Annotated in this window: 22 protein-coding genes and 1 tRNA gene; 14 read left to right on the forward strand and 9 right to left on the reverse strand. The window is 63.0% G+C overall.

Going from position 1 to position 21,350, the window contains the following annotated elements; all coding sequences use genetic code 11:
- The first annotated feature begins 6 nt into the window (after positions 1-6).
- The gene (locus tag JQ631_RS09930) at positions 7-504 is read left to right on the forward strand and encodes a DUF1993 domain-containing protein (RefSeq protein WP_128954887.1); all 498 of its coding nucleotides are present in this window, start codon (positions 7-9) and stop codon (positions 502-504) included.
- A 2-nt stretch (positions 505-506) separates the two neighbouring features.
- On the opposite strand, the gene JQ631_RS09935 is transcribed toward JQ631_RS09930, so the two are convergent.
- The 6 genes from JQ631_RS09935 to JQ631_RS09960 form a co-directional block, all read right to left on the reverse strand.
- Entirely contained in the window at positions 507-989 is a 483-nt protein-coding gene (locus JQ631_RS09935) for a hypothetical protein (protein WP_212325838.1), read from the reverse strand.
- Positions 990-1,156: 167 nt separating this feature from the next.
- A complete protein-coding gene (locus JQ631_RS09940; RefSeq protein WP_212325839.1) occupies positions 1,157-2,146 on the reverse strand; it encodes a hydroxyacid dehydrogenase in 990 nt (329 codons plus the stop codon).
- A gap of 34 nt (positions 2,147-2,180) precedes the next feature.
- Positions 2,181-3,281 (reverse strand): ABC transporter ATP-binding protein, encoded by a 1,101-nt coding sequence (locus JQ631_RS09945; RefSeq protein ID WP_212325840.1) that lies wholly within the window; start codon positions 3,279-3,281, stop codon positions 2,181-2,183.
- Between the two features lie 20 nt (positions 3,282-3,301).
- On the reverse strand, positions 3,302-4,207 hold the full coding sequence (locus JQ631_RS09950; RefSeq protein WP_212325841.1) for a carbohydrate ABC transporter permease: 906 nt from the start codon (positions 4,205-4,207) through the stop codon (positions 3,302-3,304).
- Complete coding sequence (locus JQ631_RS09955) at positions 4,207-5,145, reverse strand: carbohydrate ABC transporter permease (protein ID WP_212325842.1); 939 nt, start codon at positions 5,143-5,145, stop codon at positions 4,207-4,209. The genes JQ631_RS09950 and JQ631_RS09955 overlap by 1 nt, the downstream gene beginning before the upstream one ends.
- Before the next feature lie 147 nt (positions 5,146-5,292).
- Positions 5,293-6,633: an ABC transporter substrate-binding protein gene (locus JQ631_RS09960; protein ID WP_212325844.1), complete on the reverse strand. Its 1,341-nt coding sequence runs from the start codon at positions 6,631-6,633 to the stop codon at positions 5,293-5,295.
- A gap of 464 nt (positions 6,634-7,097) precedes the next feature.
- Here JQ631_RS09960 and JQ631_RS09965 point away from each other — a divergent pair, with 464 nt between their 5' ends.
- Both JQ631_RS09965 and JQ631_RS09970 read left to right on the forward strand, forming a co-directional pair.
- On the forward strand, positions 7,098-7,886 hold the full coding sequence (locus JQ631_RS09965; protein WP_212328555.1) for a Spy/CpxP family protein refolding chaperone: 789 nt from the start codon (positions 7,098-7,100) through the stop codon (positions 7,884-7,886).
- Positions 7,887-7,997: 111 nt separating this feature from the next.
- A complete protein-coding gene (locus JQ631_RS09970) occupies positions 7,998-8,375 on the forward strand; it encodes a response regulator (RefSeq protein ID WP_212325846.1) in 378 nt (125 codons plus the stop codon).
- 101 nt (positions 8,376-8,476) lie between these two features.
- On the opposite strand, the gene JQ631_RS09975 is transcribed toward JQ631_RS09970, so the two are convergent.
- From JQ631_RS09975 to glk, 3 genes are all read right to left on the reverse strand, one after another.
- Entirely contained in the window at positions 8,477-8,632 is a 156-nt protein-coding gene (locus tag JQ631_RS09975; RefSeq protein ID WP_212325848.1) for a hypothetical protein, read from the reverse strand.
- 142 nt (positions 8,633-8,774) lie between these two features.
- Entirely contained in the window at positions 8,775-8,978 is a 204-nt protein-coding gene (locus tag JQ631_RS09980) for a hypothetical protein (RefSeq protein ID WP_212325850.1), read from the reverse strand.
- Between the two features lie 145 nt (positions 8,979-9,123).
- Entirely contained in the window at positions 9,124-10,092 is a 969-nt protein-coding gene (gene glk, locus JQ631_RS09985) for a glucokinase (RefSeq protein WP_212325852.1), read from the reverse strand.
- 268 nt (positions 10,093-10,360) lie between these two features.
- On the opposite strand from glk, the gene pncA reads away from it, so the two are divergent.
- The 11 genes from pncA to JQ631_RS10035 all read left to right on the forward strand — a co-directional run bounded on the left by pncA (position 10,361) and on the right by JQ631_RS10035 (position 21,326).
- Complete coding sequence (gene pncA, locus JQ631_RS09990) at positions 10,361-10,987, forward strand: bifunctional nicotinamidase/pyrazinamidase (protein ID WP_249160236.1); 627 nt, start codon at positions 10,361-10,363, stop codon at positions 10,985-10,987.
- 16 nt (positions 10,988-11,003) lie between these two features.
- Positions 11,004-12,122: an alpha/beta fold hydrolase gene (locus tag JQ631_RS09995; RefSeq protein ID WP_212328556.1), complete on the forward strand. Its 1,119-nt coding sequence runs from the start codon at positions 11,004-11,006 to the stop codon at positions 12,120-12,122.
- Between the two features lie 128 nt (positions 12,123-12,250).
- Positions 12,251-14,284, forward strand: a complete 2,034-nt coding sequence (locus JQ631_RS10000) for an NAD(+) synthase (protein WP_212325856.1) — start codon at positions 12,251-12,253, stop codon at positions 14,282-14,284.
- A 659-nt stretch (positions 14,285-14,943) separates the two neighbouring features.
- Positions 14,944-16,794 carry a dihydroxy-acid dehydratase gene (gene ilvD / locus JQ631_RS10005; protein WP_212325858.1) on the forward strand — a complete coding sequence of 617 codons (1,851 nt, stop codon included), beginning with the start codon at positions 14,944-14,946 and terminating at the stop codon, positions 16,792-16,794.
- Between the two features lie 247 nt (positions 16,795-17,041).
- The gene (locus tag JQ631_RS10010) at positions 17,042-17,368 is read left to right on the forward strand and encodes a hypothetical protein (protein WP_212328557.1); all 327 of its coding nucleotides are present in this window, start codon (positions 17,042-17,044) and stop codon (positions 17,366-17,368) included.
- A gap of 295 nt (positions 17,369-17,663) precedes the next feature.
- Positions 17,664-17,753: transfer RNA gene (locus JQ631_RS10015), tRNA-Ser, on the forward strand.
- 870 nt (positions 17,754-18,623) lie between these two features.
- The gene (locus tag JQ631_RS10020) at positions 18,624-18,830 is read left to right on the forward strand and encodes a cold-shock protein (RefSeq protein ID WP_212325860.1); all 207 of its coding nucleotides are present in this window, start codon (positions 18,624-18,626) and stop codon (positions 18,828-18,830) included.
- A 659-nt stretch (positions 18,831-19,489) separates the two neighbouring features.
- Positions 19,490-19,615, forward strand: a complete 126-nt coding sequence (locus JQ631_RS32470) for a hypothetical protein (RefSeq protein WP_283841757.1) — start codon at positions 19,490-19,492, stop codon at positions 19,613-19,615.
- Between the two features lie 62 nt (positions 19,616-19,677).
- The gene (locus JQ631_RS10025; RefSeq protein ID WP_212325862.1) at positions 19,678-19,893 is read left to right on the forward strand and encodes a hypothetical protein; all 216 of its coding nucleotides are present in this window, start codon (positions 19,678-19,680) and stop codon (positions 19,891-19,893) included.
- Between the two features lie 404 nt (positions 19,894-20,297).
- A complete protein-coding gene (locus tag JQ631_RS10030; protein WP_212325864.1) occupies positions 20,298-20,459 on the forward strand; it encodes a hypothetical protein in 162 nt (53 codons plus the stop codon).
- Positions 20,460-20,960: 501 nt separating this feature from the next.
- Positions 20,961-21,326: a hypothetical protein gene (locus tag JQ631_RS10035; RefSeq protein WP_212325865.1), complete on the forward strand. Its 366-nt coding sequence runs from the start codon at positions 20,961-20,963 to the stop codon at positions 21,324-21,326.
- The last annotated feature ends 24 nt before the right edge of the window (positions 21,327-21,350 follow it).

The raw sequence follows: 21,350 nt of genomic DNA on the forward strand, positions 1-21,350 counted from the left end.
ATCTCGATGTACGAGGCCTCGGTGGGCCTCTTCGTGCCTTACCTGCGCAACCTGTCCGTCCTGCTCGACAAGGGTGTTGCCTATGCCGAGACCCGCAAGTTCAATCCGGCGGTCCTGCTCGGCATGCGCATGGCGCCCAACATGTACGATCTGGCGCAGCAGATCGGCGAAGCCTGTCGTCATGCCACCGTCGCGCCGGCGTTGCTGGCGCAGTGCGAACCGGTCGCGCTGCCGCCACTGGAGCACGACATGGCCGGGCTTCAGGCGCGGATCGCAACCTCAATCGAGTTCATTGAAAGCCTGCCGCGTGCCGAAATCGATGCGGCGGCGGAGCTGAAGGTGTTCTTCAAGCTCAAGAATGGCACCGAGCTGCCCTTCACCGGGCGGACGCTGCTGCTGACCAACAGCGTCCCGCAATTCTTCTTTCACGTCACGACCGCCTACGACCTGTTGCGGCACGCGGGCGTCGAACTCGTGAAGAAGGACTTCCTTGGGAGGAAGTAAGCTTACGCTTCGCCCTTGCGCTCGTAATCGGCGAGCGAGCTGCGGCCGGCGATTTCGCTGCGCAGCAGCTCGAAGCGCCTGTGCGCCTCGCCCTCGTGCTCGTCGACGAAATGCACGGCGGCCTCGCTCGTCATGGGGCCGCTGACCACGGGGGCGGACTGCTCACCGATGGTCTCGTGCACGTAGTACTGGCCGTCATCGCCGCGGTGGACTGTCCATTTCAGGCGGATCGCCACCATGGGGCCTGGGCCGACCTTGCTGTAGCCGTCGGCGTCGGTGTGTTCAGGCACCAGCGGCTGCTCCTCGACCACAGGATGCTCGTCGACCACATGCTCATCGGAGGCCTGATGCTCGTCTGCGACCACATCATCATCGGCAGCCGCCGTTTCCATCTCGGTGTCGCGGACGACGTGAGCGGGCTCGGGGTGCTCCAGGATGCTGGCGATGGTCGCCAGCGCGTGGTCGGTCGGGTCGATGTCTGACAAGGGTCCATCCTCCAGCTCGACGCGGCCGGCAAAGTCTGTCCCACTGCCGCCGCGGCCGGATACATTACGCGGGTTTGATTAAGGCTGAGTTGGGGCCCGATCTGCACCAAAATGGGACGCATTCTGGCCATCCGAAGGCGGTCAGAACGACCGCCTTCGGATTTACATCAGCCCAGCACATCCTGATTGATGATGTTCTGACGGATAGGATCGCCGTCCAGCACACTCAGGATGTTGCGCGCAGTCTGCTCGCTCATGCGGCTCACGGCCTCGACCGTCACGCCGGCGACATGCGGGGCCATGATGACGTTGGGCAGCGCGAACAGCGCATTGCTGACTGGCGGGGGCTCGACCTCGAACACGTCGATGCCGGCACCGGCGATCCTGCCGGAGGTCAGTGCCTCGTACAGCGCCGCTTCCTTCACGATGCCGCCGCGCGCGGTGTTGATGAGATAGGATCTCGGCTTCATGCGACCGATCCTGTCAGCGTCGAACAGGCCGACGGTCTCGGGCGTCTTCGGGCAGTGGATGGTGACGAAGTCGGCGTTGGGTAGCGCAGCGTCGAGATCGGCGACGGGCTCGCAGCCGGCGGCCTTGATGTCGGCTGCAGGCTTGTAGGGGTCGTAGACCTGAACGTTCATTTCCATCGCCAGGCAGCGCTTGGCGGTACGGCTGCCGATGCGGCCGAAGCCGATGATCAGCACGGTCTTGCCGTAGAGGTCGAACGGCAGCATGCCGAGCCGCTCGGCCCATTTGCCGTCCTTGACGCAGGCGTGCATCTCATTGGCGCGCTTGGCCAGCGTCAGCATCATGAACAGCGCCTGCTCGGCGACCGAGGGCGAGTTCGCGCTGCCTGCGACCATCAGCGGCACCTTGCGGCGGGAGAGGGCGGGCACGTCGACGGCGTCGTAGCCGACGCCGATGCGGGTCACCACCTTCATGTCCTGGGACGCTTCGAGCTCGGTCTCGCCGAAAGCGGTGGCGCCGAGCGCCACACCGTGGACCGGAGCATGGCTCTTGAGCAGGGCCTCGAAGTCCCTGGCGGAGATCAGGTTCGGAAACTCGACGAGCTCGATATCGTCCCGCTGGGTGAGGAGGGCGCGTGCCCCTTGCGACAAAGTTTGTGTAACGAAAATCTTCTTCTTGTTGGTCGCCATCGCTCCCTGCCTGCTAGCGTTTCCCGAGCCGGCGTCACAGCACGGCGCCGGACTCCTCGTTTAGCAGGTGCATATTGTTGAGGTCCATCGCCAAACGCATGGGAGCCCCGTCCGTAGCGCCGGCATTGGGATCGACGCGGCCGCAGACGGGCGTGCCCTCAAGTCCGAAATAGACCAGGGTCTCCATCCCCATCGGTTCGGTGACATCGAGCACGGTGTCGAAGGTCTCGACCCCCGGTCCGAGATGCGCGTGCGCCTCGGTGAGATGCTCGGGGCGAATGCCGAGCAGCAACTTGTCGGTGCGCGGCAGCGCGTTGTAGCGGGCGGCGCGGGCCGGCGGCAGCGCGAACGCGATGCGGTCGGTGAGGCGGATCTGGAGCGTGCCGCCGGCATCCTCGAGCCGGCACGGCATGAAGTTCATCGCCGGCGAGCCGATGAAGCCCGCGACAAAGCGCGTCGCCGGCTTGTGGTAGAGTTCGTTCGGCGTGCCGATCTGTTCGATGCGGCCCTTGTTCATCACCACCACGCGATCGGCCAGCGTCATCGCCTCGACCTGGTCGTGGGTGACGTAGACGGTGGTGGTGCGCACCTTCTGGTGCACCTTCTTGATCTCGATCCGCATCTGCACGCGCAGCTTGGCGTCGAGATTGGATAGCGGCTCGTCGAACAGGAAGACCTTCGGATTGCGCACGATGGCGCGCCCCATCGCGACGCGCTGGCGCTGGCCGCCGGAGAGCTGCTTCGGCTTGCGATTGATCAAATCGGTGATGTCGAGCAGGCGGGCGGCCTCCGTCACCCGCGCGTTGATCTCGGCTTTGGGATAGTGCTTCAGCCGCAGTCCGAACGACATGTTCTCGGCGACCGTCATGTGCGGGTAGAGCGCGTAGTTCTGGAACACCATGGCGATGTCACGATCCTTCGGCGGCACGTCGTTGACGACGTCACCCCCGATCATGATGTCTCCGTCGCTGATATCCTCGAGCCCTGCAATCATGCGCAGCGTCGTCGACTTTCCGCAGCCGGAGGGGCCGACCAGCACGATGAATTCATGGTCGGCGATATCCAGGTCGATGCCGCGCACGGCTTCGACATCGTCATAACGCTTGATCACCTTACGCAGGGAAACGTCGGCCATTGCACTTCAACCTCTCGCTCTCAACCCTTCGTCGCGCCGGCGGTCAGACCGGCAATGTAGTAGTCCATCAGGAAGGCATAGATGATCAGCGGAGGTGCGGCCCCGAGCAGCGCCCCGGTCATGATCTGCCCCCAGTTGAAGACGTCGCCCTTGATCAGCGTGGTGGTGATGCCGACGGGCAGCACCAGCTGGTCCACCGACGTGGTGAACACCAGCGGATAAAGGAACTGGGCCCAGGACACCGTGAACGCGAAGATCGTCGCTGCGATCAACCCGGGCAGCGCCACCGGGATGAAGATGCGCGTCAGCGTCTGGAGCCAGGAGGCACCGTCGATCAGCGCAGCCTCATCCAGCTCCTTCGGGATCGAGGCGAAATAGCCGATCATGATCCAGGTGCAGAACGGCACCGTCAGCGTCGGATAGACGAACAGCAGCACGTACCATCGGTTGAGCAGCGTGATGCCGGTGAGGTCCTGGATGACCCCGAGCGTCTTGAACAGCGGAATGAACAGCAGGCTGTCCGGGATCAAATAGGTGAGGAAGACGCCGGTGGCGAGCGTCGCCGAGCCCCAGAACTTCATCCGGGCCAGCGCGAAGGCGGCGGGAATGCTGATCAACATGGTGATGATGACCACCACGATCGCCACGATCGACGAATTCCAGAAGAAGCGCAGGAACTGGTTCGAGGTCAGAAGCTCGACATAGTTCGAGAGCGTCGGGTGGAACACCCACCAGGGATTGGTCGCCGCCGATATCTCCGCGCTGCTCTTGAGCGAGGTGATCAGCATGTAGACCGGCGGCACCAGGAAGAAGATCGCAAACAGCACCAGGAAGAAGTAGGACCAGCGCAGCGCCCAGGCGCGATCCCGGCTCATGCTGCCGAGTTTGCGGGTTGGTCCGGCCTTGTCGATTGTCATCGTGCTCATCAGGCTTCGTTCCCACGTTTGGTGACGTCGCGCAGGATGAAGATCGCCGCGACGGCGAGGATCGGGACCATGAACAACGAGACACAGGCGCCGAGCGGGATGTCGCTGCTCTGGATACCGACCTGGAACGCCCAGGTGGCAAACAGATGCGTCGTATCCAGCGGGCCGCCCGAGGTCAGGATGCGCACGATGTCGAAATTGGCGAAGGTCACGATCAGGGAGAACAGCGTCGTGATGGCGATGATGTTGCGCATCATCGGCAGTGTGACGAACCAGATCTTCTGCCACCAATTGGCCCCGTCGATCGCGGCCGCCTCATAGAGCTGGTCGGGAACCGATTTGAGCGCGGCCAGGTACATGATCAGGAAGAACGGTGCGCCGTACCAGACGTTGACGAGGATGACGGAAAATCGCGCCCAAAAGGTCTCACCGAGCCAGGGGATCGGACCGACACCGAAGAAGGAGAGCGTGTAGTTGAAGGCGCTGTAAGAGGGATCGAACAGCCAGAGCCAGGCCAGCGTGCTCATCGCAGGCGGGATCACCCAGGGCACCAGCAGCATGCCGCGCCATTTGCGTTGCTTCTTGCCGGGAATGTTGTGGACGAAATGCGCGACGATGAAGCCGATCAGCGCCTTGAAGATCACGGCGGTGATCGCGAAGATGCAGGACTGCTTCACCACCATCCAGAACGTCTCGCGCTTGAACAGGAAGGTGAAATTGCCCAGCCCGACGAATTTCGTCATCGCCTTGTTCAGGGTCGCCAGGTAGAGCGAATAGAAGGCGGGATAGAGCACGAGCAACGCGATCAGGAGGATCAGCGGCAGCGTCAGCAGGAACGCCACGGTCGATTTCCGACCCATGACGTTGCGCAGGCTCGTCCCCTTTCGCTTGCGTGCGGAACTGATGTGGCGACCTTGCTCAACGACGACATCGGCCATGGGGCAAACTTTCTAGGACAAGCCTTCAGACGGAAGGTTCAACGGCGAAGCCGGCGACCGGTCGGCTTCGTTGTCACGCGGGCGGACTGAAAGCGCATCATGGCGGCCCATGCTCGAAAGCATGAGCCGCCATGGCATTCAGGCCGCTCAGGTCCGCATGAAGCCCTCGCACTCGTCCTCGGCCCAGGCGAGTGCCGTTTCGAGCTTCTCGCCGCGCGCGAAGCGCAGCGCCATCTTGGTCAGCGTCGCCTGGAAGTAGATCTGCTGGGCGATCTTCGGCGGTGCCGGCGACGCGGCGATCGACAGCGTCTGCTGCTTGTAGGGATCCGGATAGTGGAAGAGCGTGCCCTTCGGCGGCCCTTCCTCGGCCCACGTCTTGAACTTCGTCATGTTGGCGTAGGCCGGGAGATCGTAGCCACCGCTCGCCACGACGAATTTTTCGATCGCCGCGGGCGAGGACAGATGGGTGAGCAGGCTCTTGGCCGCCTCCTTGTTCTTCCCGAAGCTCCAGACGCCCCAGAAATAGGGGAGGAACGGCGCGAAGCGGCCCTTCGGGCCCGAGGGCATGCCGTGCGTCCAGCACTGCTCGGCAACCTGCGGCGCGTCGCGCTTGGCGACTGCCCAGGCGCTCGGCGGATTCAGGATCAGCGCGCCGCGGCCCGAGATCAGCCATTTGTTGTTGGAGGCGTCGTCCCAGGACGGAGCATCCGCGGGCAGTACGGCGATCAGCTTCTTGTAGAATTCGAGTGCCTGCCGAACCTGGTCGGTCTTGACCGTGACGTCGCCCTTGGCATTGACGAGCTCGGCGCCGAACGACTGGAAGATCGCACCCGCCGTGTCGACGCTGTCGGTGGTCTCGCCGAGACCGATGCCGAACGGGAAGCCGGCCTTCTGGCAAGCTTCGGCCGCCTTCAGGAAGGTTTCCATGTTCCAGTTGTCGGCTTTTGGCGGGCCGCCGGCCGGATACATTTCCTGAACGTCGATGCCTGCATGCTTCTTCATGAGATCGATGCGGGAGCAGGGGCCCTTGATCTGGCTTCCCGGCGTCGCAGGCACGGCGAGCCATTTGCCGCCCGACTGTCCCAGATATTTGACGGTGCCGTTCACCTCGCCGTTCTGCTTGATGAGCGGCTCCATCACGTCGTTGAGCGGCTCGAGATTCTCCGAATAAGCGTGCGGCCACCAGCTCGGCATCTGGAGGATGTCGTGGCCCGACTTGGCCTGCGCTTCGGCCGCCGCGGTCAGCTCGATCTTCTTGTTGTTGCTGGTGATGTAGTCGATCGAAACTTCGACCTTCTCCTTGTCCGCCCATTCCTTGACGAGCGCGGTGGAGGCGTCGTTGGCGCCCGGCACCCAATGGTCCCAGAAGCCGATCGAGAGTTTGCCGGCGGCGTAAGCGCCTCGGACATAAGGCGCTGCGATCAGCGCCGTGGAGGACAATGCAGTAGCAGCCACAAATTGACGTCGCGTCAGTGTCTTGCGTGACATCTCGTTTCCTCGCCTTGGTGTTGTTTTATTGTTCTGTCGTTTCCTCTGAATTCCCAAGTTTGTTTTTGATTTTTTTGTTGGACGTTTCTTGTTGGCGCCGTCGTCCCCAGCAAGGGACAGGACAAATTGGTAGCGCGATCAGATCATGATTGATTGCGTCTGTCGAGAAAGCCGAATGCCTCGTCCTCTAGAACTAACGTTGTGTAGGGAATGACCGCTGCCTCTGTCGGTGATGCTGTTCTTATTGCGACGCACACAGCGCAGCACTGCGGCTGGGCAAGGGCGTGCGCAATTACGCCGCAGTTCCGAATGAGCCTGCGTCACCGCTTCGCGCCCAAGACCTTTCAAACGGGGACAGTGATGGTCCGCGTCTGGACCTTGGCGCGGCGAAAACGATAGAGTTGCAACCGGCAGGAGGCCTGCCGCTTCCGCAAGAGGGCAAGCAGATCAAGATGAAGAGCCAGATGATCACCCCGGCACCGCGGCTTGGCCTGCGGCGCTGCCTCGCGCTCGGCTCCGTGCTGACAGTGCTGATTGGCGCGGCCGCGGTTGCGAATGCACAAGGTTTGGTCAAGGGCGTCCAGGACGGGGCCGCAGCCGGTAACAAGGCCGCCGGTCCGGTCGGAGGCGTCCTCGGTGGCGCCATCGGCGGCGTGGTCGGCGTCTTCACCGGTGTGCTCGGTGTCGGCAATAACAACAATGGCCAGCAACCTGCCGCCAAGGACGCGAGCAAGGACGCGAAGGATGCCAAGCAGTCCGGGGCGGCCAAGGACAAGGACGGCAAGACGGCGAAAGGCGCCAAGGGGGCCAAGGCGAGCAAGGAGGCCAAGAACGCACCTCCGACGGAGACCAAGGACAAGGATGTCACGGTCCTGACCCAGCCCAGCGCGCCGCAACTGACCGCCGACCAGATCGTCTCCAACAGCGATTCCTATATCGAGCGGATCAAGACCGAACTGAACCTCACCCCCGATCAGGAGAAGCACTGGTTTGGCTTCTCAAGCGCCATGCACTATCTCGGGCACAATGGGGCCGAGCGGCTGAACCTGCGCGTCGCACGGGCCAAGCGGGATCCGCCTGATGACATCATCGAGCAGATGCGCAACGAGGCGCAATTCCTGATCGACCGCGCCGCCGACCAGCGCAGCGTTGCCGATGCCGCCGAACCCCTGTATTCGAGCCTCGACGACAAGCAGAAGGAGGTGTTCATCCAGGAGATGGTGCGCCTCAGCCACGAGCGCGGACTGGATTGATCGGGCTTGAATCGGATTGCATGCATTCGCGGAATTTGATGGCCACGAATTCGTGAATCCTTCTCGCAAATGGGATATGGTTAGCTTCGCAATGAGGCTTGCGGGGTTGATATGGCGGACGGACTCTCCGTTTTCCTGGTCGAAGACGAGGCGTTGATCCGGATGATGATCGCCGACATGGTGGAAGAGCTTGGCCACCACGTCGTTGCGGAAGCGGACAACGTGCGCGATGCGAGCGCCTTTGCGATGACGGCGCAGTACGACTTCGCGATCCTCGACATCAATTTGATGGGCGTCTACGTCGATCCCGTCGCCGATCTGATCGAGCGCCGCGGCAAGCCGTTCCTGTTCGCGACGGGCTATGGCCCGGAATTGCTGCCATCCTTGCTCCGGCGCCGGCCGATCCTGCGCAAGCCGATTGCGATGGAGCAGCTCAAGACCATGATCGACTCGCTGTTTCCGGATGTGCGGGCCAAGGCGCCGCACTGATCCACGGCGCCGCACTGACATTCTCAGCGATCGGGACGTCGCCAACGAAAATGGCCGCCCGAGAGGGGCGGCCATTTGGCGACGGAAGATCCGTCAGTATTTCACATCAGGCCGGCACTGAGGTCGATGCCGTGCGCCATCAGGCTGAACGAGGCAATGAGGCCCAGGCAGCAGAAGATGACAATGGCTTTAAAAGAATAATCGTTGGACCGGGTCTGGACGACAGCCGGCATTTCGGCGAGCGAAATCATGCTCATGTTCATTCCCCCTGTTGATCCTGAATTGCATCAGGTGAGGGAACCCTAGAGCAAAAGGTTTTATACGGGGTTGCCAGAGATCCTAAACGGAATCGCAATCGATCCCGGACTCGTCACCGCGAGGCAGCAGTCCTTGCAAGTGCTAGTTGCGGCCGCCCCTCAGCACTGTCGCGATGGTGTGGGCCGTCATGGCGGCGCGGTCAGAGGCGCGCTGTGCTGCCAACCGGTCCCGGGCCTTCTCCTCGATCAACAGCTCGATCAGCGCCATGCGCTTGCCGTCGTCGTCTGCCTCGGTCAGCAGCTGGTGGTAACGGTGATAGTCGAAGCCCACATCCTGCTTACGCATGTCACGCCCCCGTACTTACGCCACACACGCCCGAATTCTTTCCCATCGGAATTGAGGGCGCAAGCACGATCCCGCGTGGAACCGCGCGTGCACTGCAATCAGTTGTGCATAGTTAATGATCTGGCAGCGCGTCGGCGGAGCCGGCTTAGTCCAGATTATGGTCTGCGAACATCTTCAGGCCGATAAAGCTCGCATCGGTCTTCATGACGAGGCGCGTCGGGATATTGCGCAAGTAGTCCTGGAAACGTCCCTTGGCCTCGAACCGGGCGCGGAAGGCGGAGGCGGCGAGGAATTCCGGAAAGCGCGGCACGATTCCGCCGGCAACGTAGACGCCGCCTCTGGCGCCGAAGGTCACCGCGAGATTGCCGGCGACGGAGCCGAGGATGGCGCAAAACATCTCCAGCGTCGCGCGGCTGAGCTCGCAAGTCCCGTCCAGTGCCGCCCTGGTGATCCCTGCTGCATCGCGTTGCGGCACCTGGGCTTCATCGACTTCGGCCATCGCCTCATAGAGGGATTGCAGGCCGGAGCCGGAGAGGGCGCCGCGCTCGATCGAGACATGCCCGAAGCGCCGGCGCATCGAGGCGATCACCCGTTCCTCGCGCTCATTCTCCGCCGGCAGCGTGGCGTGACCGGCCTCCGTGACGACGGCGAGCCGGGAGCTGTGGCGCTCGACCAGGCAGGAGACGCCAAAACCGGTCCCTGGCCCGACCACCAGCAGCGGCTCCCCGGACATGCCGTCCTGACCGCCAAGTGGAATGAGGTCGGCCGGCTGGAGGGCCGGCAGGGACCAGGCCACCACCTCGAAATCGTTGAGCACATGGACGCTGTTGAAGCCGAGTGACGGCTGGAGCTCGTTGCCATCGATCACCCACGGACTGTTGGTCATGACGCAGCGGTTGTTGGTGACGGGGCCGGCGACGGCGAGGACCGCCCGGAGCGGCTTCTCGCCGTCCGCCCGCCGCAGCACATCGGCGATGGCCTCGCGGACCGTGGGATGGTCGGCGACCTTCACATAGTCGATCGGTCCGACCTGCTCGCCGTTGGTCAGCGCGAAGCGCGCGTTGGTGCCGCCGATATCGGCGAGAAGAATGTTTCCTGTCTTGCCGATACTCATGACCATGTGGCTCCCATGGCCTTGCAAGCCGCGGGAACCCATCCTCCAGTCCTTCGACCCATCCGCACGTCGCGGATATCAGAAAATCCGCGCTCGGGTACAGCTAGTAACACGGACGGCGCCAAAGCGTTGCATCCAGGGGAAGAGCGGCCGGCTGCGCACGGCATCGTTGCAGGTAGCAGCGGTTGCGAAGCAGCCCGGGAAGATCGACATTGACGAGAGCGCCCGGCGCGCCCGCTGCGCCGGGCGGATCAATTTGGGACCCGAGATGAAAATATCCGACCGCGACGTGCTGCTGGTGATCGACGTGCAGAACGATTTTTGCACGGGCGGGGCGCTCGCCGTTCCCGGCGGCGAGAAGGTCGTTCCCGCCGTCAACCGGATCGCCCGGAAATTCACCAATGTGGTGCTGACGCAGGACTGGCATCCCGCCGACCACGTCTCGTTCGCACCGAACCATCAGGGCAAGCAGCCGTTCCAGACCATCGAGCTCGACTACGGCACCCAGGTGCTGTGGCCGACCCATTGCGTTCAGGGCACGAGCGGCGCCGAATTCCACCGGGATCTGGACGTCACGCGAGCAAGCCTGGTGGTGCGCAAGGGCTTTCGCCGCGGCATCGATTCCTATTCGGCGCTGTTCGAAAACGACAAGAAGACGCCGACCGGCCTGCTCGGCTATTTGCGCGAGCGCGAGTTGAAGAATGTCTTCCTTGCCGGTCTCGCGCTCGATTTTTGTGTCCGCTTTTCTGCGGAAGATGCGCGCAAGGCAGGCTTCGAGGTTGCCGTGATCGAAGACGCCTGCCGTGGCATCGACCTCGACGGCTCGGTCGTGGCGACCCATTGCAGCTTCAGGGAGCTCGGGATTTCCGTCGTCAGCCTAGAGGCGTTCCTGTGAGGATGACGCAGCCATGATGGCGGAGAAGAATGGCCCGCAGCCCGGCGAAGCGGGGCGCGGTCCCGATGCCCCAATGCTGTGGCCGTTCGCGGCCGCGCGGCTCGCGATGGATGCCTGCTTCTGGTGGCTGGAGCGCAGCCCTGTGGCGGAGCGGGGTGAGGGCGAACTCCCCTGGACCACGCCGGGCACCGTCGCGTTGGAGCTCGCCACCATGCGGCTGCGCGATGGCTCGCGGACGCAATCCGGCCAGCCGGTACTGGTCTGCGCGCCCTATGCGCTGCATCGGGCGCTGATCGCCGATTTCGCCCCCGGCCATAGCGTGGTGCAATCGCTGCAACGGGGCGGTATCGATCGGGTTTATCTCACAGATTGGCGCTCAGCCGCGCCCGACATGCGCTATCTCTCGATCGACAGTTATCTGTCCGATCTCAACGTTGCCGTCGACGAGATCGGCGCGCCGGTCGATCTGGTCGGCCTGTGCCAGGGCGGCTGGCTGTCGCTGCTCTATGCGGCGCGATTTCCAGCCAAGGTCCGGCGATTGGTGCTGGCAGGTGCGCCGGTCGATCTTTCAATCGAGTCCAGGCTGGCGCAGCTTGCCCGCAATGCGCCCGAGATCGTTTACGATCAGCTCGTCGCGCGCGGCGGCGGCAATGTCAGCGGCGAGGAGATGCTGCATGTCTGGTCGAAGGCGCCCGACCGCGACGACATCGCGGCGGCGTTGCAGAGGGACCTTTCGGACGAGGAGGGGATGGCCCTGCTCGCGCGCTTCGACCGCTGGAACAGCGAGACGCTCAATCTGCCGGGTACCTATTATCTGGAGATCGTGAACTGGATCTTTCGCGAGAACCGTATCGCCTCAGGCCATTTCACGGCGCTTGGCCGCACGATTGATCTGAAGGACGTCAAATCGCCGGTCTTCCTGCTGGCCGGGCTCGATGATGACGTCGTGCCGGCCACGCAGGCCCTCGCGACCGCCAGCCTCATCGGCACGCCACCGGCATTCGTTGCAGCGGCCTCCGAACCGAGCAACCATCTCGGCCTGTTCATGGGTGCGAAGACCCACGCCCATGCCTGGCCCAGGATCGCCGAGTGGCTGCGCGACGACCTCTCCAGCGTACTGGCGCGCAGCGCCTGACATCAGGCGCGGCTTGCACATCCGTTATGCATGATGGCGGATGGCCTGCACGGGCCCCGGTCGATGGGCTACATAGAGTCTGGAGCCGGCCGCGGCCGGTCCGACAAGATTTAAGGGTCTTTTGCGCGATGAGCTTCCACTCGATCTACGCCCATGGGTTTGCGCGGGTTGCCGCCTGCGTCACCACATCCCATGTGGCCGATCCCGCGGCCAATGCGAAGGCGGTGATCGCGGCGGCAAAAACCTGCGACGCGCAGTCGGTCGCGGTATCAGTGTTTCCCGAGCTGTGCCTCTCAGGCTATGCGATCGAGGACCTCGTCAAGCAGGATCCGCTGCTCGATGCGGTCGAGCGCGGGCTTGGCTCGATCGTCGAGGTCTCATCGGCGTTGATGACCGTTCTGATCGTCGGCGCGCCGCTGCGGTTCGGCCATCGCATCTACAATTGCGCCGTCGTCATTCATCGCGGCAGCATTCTGGGCGTAGTGCCCAAGAGCTATCTGCCGACCTATCGCGAATTCTACGAGGGTCGCCATTTCGCCTCCGGCGCCGGCATCGCCGGCGAGTCGATCACCCTCGGCAAGCTCCACGCACCCTTCGGCACCGACTTGCTGTTCGCAGCCGAGGATGTCCCCGGCCTGACCATCGGCGTCGAGATCTGCGAGGACATGTGGATCCCGGTGACGCCGGCCTCCGAGCTCGCACTGGCCGGCGCGAGCGTGCTGATCAACCTCTCGGGCAGCCCGATCACGATCGGCCGGGCGCGCTCGCGCGCGCTGCTGTGCCAGTCGACCTCGGCGCGCTGCCTCGCAGCCTATGTCTATTCCGCCGCAGGCGCTGGGGAATCCACCACTGACCTCGCTTGGGATGGCCAGACCTCGATCTACGAGAACGGCGTGCTGCTCGCCGAGGGCGAGCGCTTCCGGCAGGACGGCCAGATCACGCTCGCTGACGTCGATCTCGACCTGCTCCGGCAGGAACGCGCTTTGATGGGCACGTTCGACGACAACCGCAGGCAGCGCGAGGGTCGCTTTCGCAAGATCAGCTTCGCCGCGAAGCCATCGGTCGCCGACATCGGCTTCCTGCGCAAGGTCGAACGCTTTCCGTTCGTGCCGAGCGACGAGAACCTGCTCGAGCAGGATTGCTACGAGGCCTACAACATCCAGGTCGCCGGCCTCGTGCAGCGCATGCGCGCCACCGGCACCAGGCGAGTCGTGATCGGCGTGTCAGGCGGCCTCGATTCCACCCATGCGCTGATCGTCGCGGCCAAGGCCGTCGACCTGCTCGGCCTGCCGCGCGAGAACATTTTGGCCTACACCATGCCGGGCTTTGCCACCGGCAGCGAGAGCAAGACCAACGCGCTGGCGCTGATGAAAGCGCTCAAGACGACCTGGCAGGAGCTCGACATCCGCACCACCGCCACGCAGATGCTGAAGGATATCGGCCATCCCTTCGGCCAGGGCGAGAAGGTCTATGACGTCACCTTCGAGAATGTTCAGGCGGGCCTGCGCACCGACTATCTGTTCCGCCTCGCCAATCACCATGGCGGCATCGTCATCGGCACCGGAGACCTCTCCGAGCTCGCGCTCGGCTGGTGCACCTACGGCGTCGGCGACCAGATGGCGCACTACAATGTCAACGCCGGCGTGCCGAAGACGCTGATCCAGCATCTGATCCGCTGGGTGATCGCCTCGAAGCAGTTCAGCGGCGATGTGAACGGGACGCTCGCTTCGATCCTGTCGGCCGAGATCTCGCCGGAGCTGGTTCCGGTCAAGCCGGGCGAGAAGCCGCAAAGTACCGAAGCCTCGGTCGGGCCGTACGAGCTGCAGGATTTCAACCTGTTCTACACGCTGCGCTTCGGGATGCGGCCGTCGAAGATCGCCTTCATGGCTTGGCAGGCCTGGAAGAATGTCGCCGAGGGTGAATGGCCACCGGCATTCCCGGCAGATAAGCGCCGCGCCTATGATCTCCCGGAGATCCGCCGCTGGCTCGAAGTCTTCCTGCGCCGCTTCTTCGCGTTCAGCCAGTTTAAGCGCTCGGCAATGCCCAACGGACCGAAGGTCTCGGCCGGCGGCTCGCTGTCGCCGCGCGGCGACTGGCGCGCGCCCTCGGATTCGAGCGCTGCGGCCTGGCTTGAGGATCTCGAGCGCAACGTGCCGAAGTGAACGGGCAGGGCGAGCCACGCTGGCCCCGAAACGACTTCGCGCCGCGCGGCTGATCAAGCCGGCGGCGCGAAATCACGTTCAATCTGGAAAGCACGAGGTCCGGAGTGCCTAGGAGTCCGGACCTCGTAACCTTGCCCCAGCCTTTAGATCCCCCCGCCCCAAGTGGTCCCCCAACCCCGTGGTGCGCGATCAGAAGGTGATGCCCTTGGAAGGCCGCCGATCGATGAACGCGATGTACGCGAGATCAGCTTAGGACTCCATTCCGGATCACTACGGACGCAATCGTGCTTGATTTTGTGCGAGGACGCATGCGCCTGCGCACGCTGCGCTTGCCGAGGCAATCGCGGTTCGCATGTCGCTCACTTGCTCGGCGCGGACGAGCTTGCGAGAGCGACTAGGATTCCCTGTAGCCCGGATGGAGCACAGCGAAATGCGGGGCAGGTCTCGTCCGGCACGCACCGAGCCGGATTGCGCTTCGCTCCATCAGGGCTCCGAAAAGCCCGCGCCGGGAGCAGGGGAGGCCTGCGATCGGCCGATCTGGGCCCTTTCGCGGCAAGTTCCCGTTGCGCGCGCCCAGTCCGTGCGCTATCCGGCCGGAAAGGCCTGAGGCGGCTTCCATTTTTCCCGCCCGGCCGGTCAAACCCGAGGACGGAAACGCCATGCCAGCCTATCGCTCCCGCACCACCACTCACGGCCGCAACATGGCGGGTGCCCGCGGCCTCTGGCGCGCGACGGGCATGAAGGACGGCGATTTCGGCAAGCCGATCATCGCGGTCGTCAACTCCTTCACGCAGTTCGTGCCCGGCCACGTTCATCTCAAGGACCTCGGCCAGCTCGTCGCCCGCGAGATCGAGCAGGCCGGCGGCGTGGCAAAAGAATTCAACACCATCGCGGTCGACGACGGCATCGCCATGGGCCATGACGGCATGCTCTACAGCCTGCCGTCGCGCGAGCTGATCGCCGACAGCGTCGAATACATGGCCAACGCGCACTGCGCCGACGGCCTCGTCTGCATCTCCAACTGCGACAAGATCACGCCCGGCATGCTGATGGCCGCGCTGCGGCTCAACATCCCCGCCGTGTTCGTCTCGGGCGGGCCGATGGAGGCCGGCAAGGTCAAGCTGGCCGGCAAGACCAAGGCCGTCGACCTCATCGACGCCATGGTGGCCGCCGCCGACTCCAAGGTCAGCGACGAGGACGTCAAGGTGATCGAGCGCTCGGCGTGCCCGACCTGCGGCTCGTGCTCGGGCATGTTCACCGCCAACTCCATGAACTGCCTGACCGAGGCGCTCGGCCTCGCGCTGCCCGGCAACGGCACCGTGGTCGCCACCCATGCCGACCGCAAGCGCCTGTTCGTCGAGGCCGGCCACACCATCGTCGATCTGGTTCGCCGCTATTACGAGCAGGACGATGCTTCGGTGCTGCCGCGCAACGTCGCGAACTTCAAGGCGTTCGAGAACGCGATGACGCTCGACATCGCGATGGGCGGCTCGACCAACACCGTGCTGCATCTGCTGGCGGCCGCCCATGAGGGGCAGGTCGCATTCACCATGCAGGACATCGACCGGCTGTCGCGCCGCGTGCCCGTGCTGTGCAAGGTCGCGCCGTCGGTCGCCGACGTGCATGTCGAGGACGTGCATCGTGCCGGCGGCATCATGGGCATTCTCGGCGAGCTCGATCGCGCCGGCCTGATCGACACCTCTGTTACGACCGTGCACGCGCCGACCATGAATGATGCGCTGGAGCGCTGGGACATCAAGCGCTCCAGGAGCGAGTCGGTCCGCACGTTCTATCGTGCCTCGCCCGGCGGTATCCCGACGCAGGTCGCCTTCAGCCAGGAACGCCGCTACGACGAGCTCGATGCCGACCGCGAGAAGGGCGTCGTCCGCAACCTCGAGCACGCCTTCAGCAAGGACGGCGGTCTTGCGGTGCTCTACGGCAACCTCGCGCAGGACGGCTGCATCGTGAAGACCGCGGGCGTCGATTCCTCAATCCTGAAATTCTCCGGCCCCGCGCGCGTGTTCGAGAGCCAGGACGCGGCGGTCGAAGGCATTCTCGGCGGCAAGGTCGTTGCCGGCGAGATCGTGGTCATCATCTATGAAGGCCCGCGCGGCGGCCCCGGCATGCAGGAGATGCTGTATCCGACCAGCTATCTGAAATCGATGGGCCTCGGCAAAGCCTGCGCGCTCGTCACCGACGGCCGTTTCTCGGGTGGCTCCTCGGGCCTGTCGATCGGCCATCTCTCGCCGGAAGCGGCGGAAGGCGGCAACATCGGTCTCGTGCGCACCGGTGATCGCATCGCGATCGACATTCCGAACCGCAGCATCAACCTCGAGATCTCCGACGAGGAGCTCGCGAGCCGCCGTGCGGCGGAGGAGGCGAAGGGCGATGCCGCCTGGCAGCCGGCTGCGCGCACGCGCAATGTCTCGACTGCGCTGCAGGCCTACGCTGCGCTCACCACCAGCGCCGCGCGTGGTGCGGTGCGCGAGGTGAAGCGTCGCACGAAGTAGAAATGACTTGGCGCAGGCGTGGTCGCGAAGCCCGCGGTCACGCCGGGCGTGCATGGTCAACAAGTCCTGAACGGCCGGCGAAAGCCGGCCGTTCGCATTAAGGATGCCCGGACGAACTTCGGCAGATCAGGATTTTGCGGCGTATACTGCCTGCGACCTTCGCAAATCCATTTCGGGCAACTGGGGCACCACCATAATGTCTCGTACTCTTGCTATCGTTTTCTCGACTGCCATCGCCGCGATTTCGATGACGGGCGCGGCCTCCGCCGGCTGCTACAATTGCTACGCGCCGCCGCAGCCGTGCACGACCTGCTATCAGCAGCAATACGTCGCGCCGCAATACCGCACCGTCGACGAGACCGTGATGGTCTCGCCGGGATCAACCGTCGCGCATCGCACGCCGGCGCAGTACCGCACGGTAATGGTTCCGCAGACCGTGATGGTGGCGCCGCCGAGCGTTCAGTACGAGCGCATTCCGCCGCAATACGCCACGCGCCAGCGCGTCGAGATGGTGTCGCCGGGCTATTCCTATTACGCCCCGGTGCAGCCTGCTTGCAGCCATTGCGGCTACTGAGCGCACCCAACAGCAGACGAACCCAACATCAGGACTTCGCGCGGCGTCATCGGGGCGCCGCGTTTTCGTTTGCGGCAACGTAAGCGAGGCCCGGAAATGGAGGCGAATCCAGCCGGGCCTCGCGACCAGCGACGCCCTGGGTGGCATCGCGAGTCCCGACCGAGGCTAGAGGACCAAACTGACGCTCGCCTGACAGACCCGTTCCCGCGAAAAGGCAGGGTGGGGCGCAGGAAGCAGGCCAACTTCGCGTTGCCTTGCGCAGCCGACTGGGTTAAGCGACAGCCGTTCCGGACTTGGAAGGGTGGCCGAGTGGTTTAAGGCACCGGTCTTGAAAACCGGCGTGCCCGCAAGGGTACCGTGGGTTCGAATCCCACCCCTTCCGCCATCTGCGCATCCGGCAACGCGATGATCCCGTTTGTGATATGCGGGTCCGGCCTTGTCGGCTCGACTGGCGTCGCCGGTAATATGCTCACTGCAAACTTGGCGCATCCGCGTTCACTCAGGCAGTGCCCTCGGGCGACACCTCGGGTTGGCCGACTTGATGCGCGGGGATGATCCACTGATCCGGACGAACTGAAATCCCGCCCCCTGCATGGTCAACAGGGGACGGGCCATCAGAGATTTTCCCATGCGTGGGCCCCCCGAAAGACGCCCAAACGGAACTTAGATATACCGGGAAAAAGCGGCAATATGCCGTTAGTGATATGCGGTGCGCTATTGCTAGCGAGCAGCCGCTGCGTCTTGCAGGAGAAACAGGCCCCTAATTTAGGTTGTTCACGCAAAGGTGGAAAAGCCGCATCATCCCTATTGATCGCTTGGGTTGGTTGGGGAGGGGACGCGAGCTGTCTTGGTGTATTGCGGCTCGCGCCCCGCTGGCGACGGGCGCCGCCTGTCGTGTCAGCCGTCGGTCTAAATCTGGATGAAGTCTGCGCGACGTCGCCCAGGGGCGGCGAACGGCAACAGGTTTGAACCCGCCCTCCGTTGGTTCGTACGCGCTGCGGAGAGCGGGAGCAGTGCCCGTCTATGTGAAGAGCGCCCGAAGCCGAGCGCTCCCTGGTGAGCATATCAATCAGGGAAAAAGTGGCAACAGGCCGTCAGGAATCAGGTATGCTTTTCCATGCGGTCGATGTTCATTCCACACCCCTATTGGCCGCAGTCTTGGAATGCACGGCCTCGCTTTCTCTGCCCGGAGGGAGCGGGGCCGTTTCAACCTCGATTTGTGGTTCGTCGATCTATTCAATTGGAGAGTTCTAAGGTGGCTTTGGGTACGGTTAAGTGGTTCAACGCGACCAAGGGATACGGATTTATCCAGCCTGAGAGCGGCGGGCCCGATGTGTTCGTCCACATCTCGGCGGTCGAAAAGGCGGGTTATACCGGGCTCGTTGAAGGAGCCAAGATCAGTTACGAACTGGTCACGGGTCGGAATGGCAAAACGTCTGCCGACAATTTGCGGATCGGCTGAAGTCCGCGAGCTCATTTGGTGGGAGCTCGCTATCTCTTGAGGATCAGGCCATTTGGCGCGCCATGCGCCTTGGGGATCGACATGCCGGTCCTGCGGCACGGCAATTTCCTGCGCAGTGAACCGACGGCGAAGCAGGAAATGCGGCCCCGGCTGTTGCAGGGGTGGGGGTGTAGGCCGGGGCCGCTTGCCGGCCCGGCGGCGGGTCGGCGCGGGATAATTCGGCAATATATCCAAGGTTCCTGCTTGGCCGCTTCCTGGGCTCCTGACTGCCGATTAACGATAGCGTTCAGGAATTGAGGTGTCCCAAACTGCATAGTCTGGCCGTCGTCCCGGGGGCTAAGTTTCGATGCAATGGGCAAGGAATTACTGGTAATTTTGGCTGCTGTTTCGGCGGGCGTTTTCATCATCGCCGCCGTCGCCGTGCTCGTGTTCAGCCATTAACTCAAGTGGCGCATCGCGCTGCGGCGATTCCGCAGGCCCCCGATATCAGGTGAGGCAAGACACGATCGCAAGGATCAAGTCGCCTCCCAGGTCACCGGAATAGATCCAAAACACGGCTCCTGCGCCGATGGCAATCGCGATTACTTTGAACGTAATCATTAGAATTCCTCCTAAACTATTGAGGGTACGCTGAACCGCGATCATTTCCGGAGTGCTTCGTGAGCCTGGCAAACGATTTCGTGCACGTGGTCGTGATGCTTCCGAAGGCGAAAGGCCGCAACAGGGGGGCTGCGGCTCGCGCATTGACCTCGAAGCGGCAGCGCGAGTTGCGCGCGAGTGGCTGAGGTCGCAAGCCTTCAATCGCCGAAGTAAGTTGCATGTAAGCCTCAAGGCATAGGCTTCCTTCATGAAGCGCAATAACCTGCTTGAAGCTGTGCCTTACGAGCGAGTCAGAGAAGTCTACCGGCCTGATCGCGAAGATCACACCCGGTTCACGTTGCTTCACGCCCGCTATTTAGCCGCTTATCGGGAGAGCCTGAAGGTTCTGAGTCAGCCCGTCCCGGACACTTTCCTGGGCCGCAAAACGCACGAGCCGTTTCCGATCTGCGATCCCGACGCATAAGAGGCTTCAACTGGGTATCGGCTCCGAGTTGAGGCCGTCTTGATGACGAGGCGAGATATATTTTTCTTGGTCGGTGTCACTTTGGTCTGCGCGGCGATGGTGCTGTTTGTGCCGCGTCGTGCGCCACCGAGGTGCGTGGGCCCGGTCGAGAGTCTTTTCGGACATTGCACACGTTAGGCCAGGTGTCGTCCGCGACGGCTTTGCGAAGCAAAATAAGACGGCCCGACAATTCAACATTGGGGGTGTCATCGCAGATGGTGGACGTCATACCCCGGCCCAAAATCGTTGTGCACGGATGGCTACGCCAGGCCTTCCCGCAGCGCTTTGTGGTCGCCGGCCAATGCTCGCCAACGCGCGAGGAACCATTATGGATCCTGGCCCTTGGTCCCGGGCGGAGACAACACATGGACCACGAAGCAATCGCCAGGCGCTGCCGGCACCAGGCAGAAGAGTTCCGGGCTAAGTCAGATCTGATGCAAGACGAGATCACCCGTGATCAGTACAAGAAAATTGCAGACTCGTACGACGGCCTGGCCGATCGCGAAGAGAAGCTGGCCCGTCCTTGAACTGGCGCCCGATCTTAAGCCCCAGACATTGGTTGGTCAGCCCGTCAAGAACCGAACATGGCGTGCATTTCGAGCCATCCTTGCTCGATCGCGTGCTTGATGCCGGCGCCGAACCTGTTGCCTTGAGCTGATGGTGAGCAGCACCCACGGGCCAAACTACGGCGGAGACGGTGTTGAGGCGATCGTTGCAAACACCGCGGCAATTTGTCCGAAGGGCACGAAAAACCGAGTTGGTTCGGACAGGTCGACAAGACGCCCCTTCCGTCAGCCCCGCCAGTGGCATCCGATCGTCGAGACGGTGACGGCCGCATAGAAAATGCGCGCGCCTTAAAAAGGGGGGGAGGGTCGTCGGCGGCCTTCGGGCTGCGCCGTCACTTGTTACGCTTATCCGAATGGCTGGAAAGAAGGCTGTTTGCCAAAATCCGGCAGGCTTCTTGAGAAAGGGTTAAGTGATTCCCGTAATACTGCCGCGCATAATATAAGCATTATCGAGGGACAACGATGTCTCGCATTATCAATTTCCCGCAGCGCCCGAAGCATCTGCATCCTGCCGTTACCAGGCTCCATGGATTGGCGGCGGTATTATCTGACCTTGATACGATAGACCTGCAAAGCAAAGACGACTTGCGCCGGGCTCTTTGGCTTCTCGATCTGACCAACAGGTGCATCCAGATCATTCTCTCTGACTTCAGCAAGGACCCCTGCATCAGCGAATTGGCCAATCGCGCGGAGGACCTGACCGCTGCGATTGAGAGGGCGCGCCAAATGGTCCGCGAACTGGACCAGGTGGGCCTGAAGAGCCCATTGCCGGACTGCCGTCTCGGTCATTCCAACGAACCTCGTTGCAACTCGTTTGAGTTTCATTGAATTTTTCGTGCCTGTCTAAAGACG

This window comes from Bradyrhizobium manausense (genome assembly GCF_018131105.1).
Classification (GTDB): Bacteria; Pseudomonadota; Alphaproteobacteria; order Rhizobiales; family Xanthobacteraceae; genus Bradyrhizobium; species Bradyrhizobium manausense_B.